The 4167-nt window shown below is 37.8% G+C and carries 7 protein-coding genes; all 7 read left to right on the top strand.

The genetic code is table 11. The annotated features are described in order from the left end of the window. Nucleotides 1-756 (top strand): CPBP family intramembrane glutamic endopeptidase (locus H5072_RS13090; RefSeq protein ID WP_182693764.1); only part of this gene is annotated, 756 nt, incomplete at its 5' end. Nucleotides 757-769: 13 nt separating this feature from the next. Next, nucleotides 770-1018 carry a hypothetical protein gene (locus tag H5072_RS13085; RefSeq protein WP_182693763.1) on the top strand — a complete coding sequence of 83 codons (249 nt, stop codon included), beginning with the start codon at nt 770-772 and terminating at the stop codon, nt 1016-1018. Between the two features lie 173 nt (nt 1019-1191). Continuing rightward, nucleotides 1192-1572: a hypothetical protein gene (locus H5072_RS13080; protein ID WP_002961912.1), complete on the top strand. Its 381-nt coding sequence runs from the start codon at nt 1192-1194 to the stop codon at nt 1570-1572. A 128-nt stretch (nt 1573-1700) separates the two neighbouring features. Beyond that, a complete protein-coding gene (locus H5072_RS13075; protein WP_002961911.1) occupies nt 1701-2159 on the top strand; it encodes a GAF domain-containing protein in 459 nt (152 codons plus the stop codon). Further along, nucleotides 2159-2437, top strand: coding sequence for a hypothetical protein (locus H5072_RS13070; protein ID WP_002961910.1), 279 nt, complete (start codon nt 2159-2161; stop codon nt 2435-2437). Before H5072_RS13075 ends, H5072_RS13070 begins: the two co-directional genes overlap by 1 nt. 15 nt (nt 2438-2452) lie before the next feature. Continuing rightward, nucleotides 2453-3103, top strand: coding sequence for an RNA chaperone ProQ (gene proQ / locus H5072_RS13065; protein WP_002961909.1), 651 nt, complete (start codon nt 2453-2455; stop codon nt 3101-3103). A gap of 26 nt (nt 3104-3129) precedes the next feature. Then, the coding region (locus H5072_RS13060; protein ID WP_182693762.1) for a PDZ domain-containing protein at nt 3130-4167 on the top strand (1038 nt) is incomplete at its 3' end.

The following is a 4167-nucleotide window of genomic DNA, read 5'->3' as shown; positions in this document are numbered from 1 at the left end:
GTAATGAGGCAGTTTTGGGGAGAAGGTTGGTCTAGCTGGTTGTCTGAACTTGATAATCTAACTGGCATTTTATTTACCCCCGCTAAATATATTTTTTTATATGGACCGTTAGTTATTGCGGCTATTATTTTGTTTAAACAAAGTAAGCCTTTTGAATCTATAGGGCTTAATTCCTCTGGTTTTATTAACTATGCACTCGCAGCAATTATTTGTTGTATTCCAATGGCAATAGGTTATGGATTTTTGAGTGATGAACTTAACCTATCAATACCAGCAATAATAACTGGCTCAGTTTATGCGGGGTTTTTTGAAGAGCTAATTTTTAGGGCTGCATTGTTTGGTGTTTTATTTAAATATTGTAGATGGGGCTTTGTGCCTGCGGCATTAATTAGTTCAGTAATATTTGGTCTGGGCCATATTTATCAAGGCAATGATGCGATTTCTGCTTTGATGGCGGTTGCAATCACTACTGTAGCAGGTACATGGTTTGCGTGGCTATATTGTGAATGTGGTTATCGTATTTGGTTTCCTATGTGGATGCATATTTTTATGAATGCAGCTTACGGAATATTTGGTATGTCGGGTGGCGCAGTAGGTGATCTACAAGGTAACTTATTTAAAGCAACAGCCATTGTGTTAAGTATTGTGTATGTTGAGATGCTAATTCGACGAGGAAAGCAGCGCGAAGTTACATTATCAAAATTATTTCAATGCACTAAAAATGGCCTTTACACGCAACAAGCTAACTTAAACTGAGTGGGAAACGACCATGCTAGAATTATTTATTGTAATAATTATATTTAGCTCACCCTTTTTGATTCTTACTATTACTAAACGTTATTTCACCTATAAAACTACAATAATGGCAGCGCACGCAAAATTTAAAGGACTAAATAATAATAAAAAGATAACAAAATTAGAGGAACAAACAGCGATGTTGAGCAAAAGGGTGGCAGTGCTTGAGGAAATAGTAACATCTAGCCATTTTGAGTTATCAAATAAAATAGCTAAGTTATAAGCATTTTGATAAGTGTGACCCAAACTTATGAGCCTATTAATAAAGTAATAGGCTCATACTGCAATAAGGTTTATTTTTAATCATAAATTACGACCATAGTCTCTGTTTCTAACCTTTAGATCTTGGTGCATGCTTTATACATAGAATTTAGATTTGTGTATTAAGGATTTTAAATGAAACATCAGCTAGCAAAAAGCGTAGGGCTTTCGTTATTATCGCCTGTTATTGTAGGCAGTTTACTTGGTGTTTATTACTCACTTACGCTTGAAGGCGAGTTTGTATCAATATTTCTTACCTTATTAATGACTGCTATATCAAATGCACACATAGTAGGCTTAACAATGGCTGCTTTTGTTGTGCCTGGGTATTTACTCATGTTTAAGTATTCTAAAGTTAATTATTCAGGGGTATTAACTCTTGGATTACTAGGCGGAGCGATATTTAGTTACTTATTAAGTGCCACAACTGGCGAGATATTTTTGATCAATAGTGTAATGTCAGCATTCGCTGCAGGGCTGTTTTTGTTTGGTCTTCGTAAAACGGCAAAAAAATAATCGCAGCATTATTAACCAAGCGCACTGATAAACGGTGTGATTTCCTTTTTTTTACCTCCAAAAGGTTCCAATTTTTCACGACAAAGAGTACCTTTAGCTACTGTATGTTTAATAAGAAGTAGTTTGGTATGCAAAAGCACGATTTTTACCAGTCATTAGTTAAGCAAACTGAATCGCTGATAGCTGGTGAATCCAATGTAATTGCCAATATGGCAAACATAAGCGCGCTGTTATTTACCTCTTTAGAGGATGTGAATTGGGCGGGCTTTTACTTTATGGATTCTCCTACTGAATTAGTACTTGGTCCGTTTCAAGGTAATCCTGCATGCATTCGTATTCCAGTAGGAAAGGGTGTATGCGGAACTGCTGCGGCAACCGTAGAAACACAATTAATTGAAGATGTTCACGCTTTTGACGGCCACATAGCCTGTGATGCAGCGTCTAATTCTGAAGTGGTTGTACCTATCATGAAACATGGTAAAGTATTTGCTGTACTAGACATTGATAGTCCGAGTATTGGTCGATTTGATGCTGACGATAAAGCCGGTCTAGAAGCATTAGTAAAATGCTTAGAGGCGAGCTTGTAATGAAAGATTTGCTAAATGTTCAAGACTACCTATTTGCTGTACAAGATGTTGGCGATTGGGAAGGCGAAGAAGAACATGTAGCGGAAACGCTCAATGATTTGATTCATATTGCATGGGATCGTCTTCCAGATGATTCAGAATGTGAATTTATTGATGAAACAATAAATGGTATTTGGGAACACCTTCGAGGTGATATGGCTGTTATAGAAGCCGATTTCGAAGAGTTGGTCGACTGGGTAACACACTACGTCGATTCGTCCCTTGATGAAAAGATGTGAAAAATAGGTTCTAAAATGGAAACCACAAACAAGCTAAAAGATATTAATGAAGTGTTGGAATTTTTATATCAAGAATTCCCACAATGTTTTAAACAAAAAGATGGCATCAAGCCGCTTAAAGTAGGTATTTTTAAAGATATTGCTGAGCGTATTGAAGGGTCTGAAAAAGTAAGTAAGACTCAAGTTCGTCAAGCGCTTAGAAAATACACGTCTAACTGGCGTTATTTAGAAGCTGTGACCAAGTCAGAGTTTCGTATTGATCTTGATGGTAATCAAGGTGAAAAAGTTGAGCAAGAGCATATCGACCATGCACAAAAAGCATTGGAAGAAAGCCGCGCTAAAATGGCTAAACGCAAAAAACAACAGCGTCCTCGCCAAGATTCTGATTCTAAATCTTTCAAGAAAAAACCAGCTCATGCTAGCAAACCAGGCGATAAAAACGCTCCTGCAGCTAACAAACCTGCTAAAGCAGCGCCGGCTAAGCGTTCAGGAAAAATTGAACCTTTGCCAGCAACTGAGGTCAAGGTTAATAATAAGGTTAAGGTTAAACTTGGCCAAGCACTTGTAAATGCAGTAATAACTGAAGTGAACAAAGATGATGTTCATGTTGAGTTAGTAACAGGTATGCAAGTTAAAACCAAAGCTGACAGCTTATACATTGTTTAAGTTGTAAATAAATTAAGGAGTTGTGTATGAGTAAAAAGTTTACGCTCATTCCGTTAGTTGCTGCCCTGTTTTCAGGTTCATTATTTGCTGCTGTAGAAGCCGTCACTATTGACGATTTACCCCAGCTCAAGCAAGAGAGTCAACATGGTACTGCTAGCAAACGAGTGGCTAGCTTATTTGCTCGTTCACACTATACACCGGTTCAATTTAACGATGAGCTTTCTAGTAAAGTGTACGATCGTTATATCGAATCCCTTGATTTTAATAAAAGCGTTTTCTTAGCCAGCGATATAGCCTCATTTGAGCAATATCGTGATGACTTTGATAACGCTATTACTACCGGTAAATTAGACTTTACGTTTGATATTTTTAACTTAAGTCTTAAACGCCGTTTTGAACGTTACGAGTATTCACTTACTCTGCTTGAAAAAGAGATGACGTTTGATAAAGAGGATGAATACTTTTTTGACCGTGAAGATTCAGCATGGCCTGCGTCACAAGCTGAGCTTGATGAAATTTGGCGTGAGCGTGTAAAGTACGACGCACTGCGTTTAAAAATGACGGGTAAAGATTGGGAAGGCATTAAAGAGGTGCTGACCAAACGCTACAAAAATGCAGAAAAACGTTTAGTACAATCAAATTCAGAAGATGCTTTTCAAATTGTTATGAATTCGCTAGCACGCAGTATTGAGGCGCATACGTCTTATTTATCGCCACGTCGTGCAGAGCAATTCAAAATGGATATGGACTTAGAGCTTGAGGGCATTGGTGCCGTATTAAGCCCTGATGAAGATTACACCGTTATTCGCAGCTTAGTGCCGGGAGGCCCTGCAGATAAAACAGATCAAATTAAAGCTGATGATCGCATTATTGGTGTTGCTCAAGATGGCGAAGAGTTTGTAGATGTAATTGGCTGGCGTTTAGATGACGTAGTTGATTTAATTAAAGGTCCTAAAGGGACTAAAGTACGTCTACAGTATTTAAAAGGTGTTGATGCTCATGGCGCTCCGAAAGTTGTAGAAATTACTCGCGATAAAATCAGACTTGAAGATAGAGCGGCTAAA

This window comes from Pseudoalteromonas sp. SR45-5, from assembly GCF_014163565.1.
In the GTDB taxonomy this organism is placed as follows: Bacteria; Pseudomonadota; Gammaproteobacteria; order Enterobacterales; family Alteromonadaceae; genus Pseudoalteromonas; species Pseudoalteromonas distincta.
The sequence above is the reverse complement of the archived record's forward strand: the minus strand, read 5'-3'. Positions and strand labels throughout refer to the sequence as shown.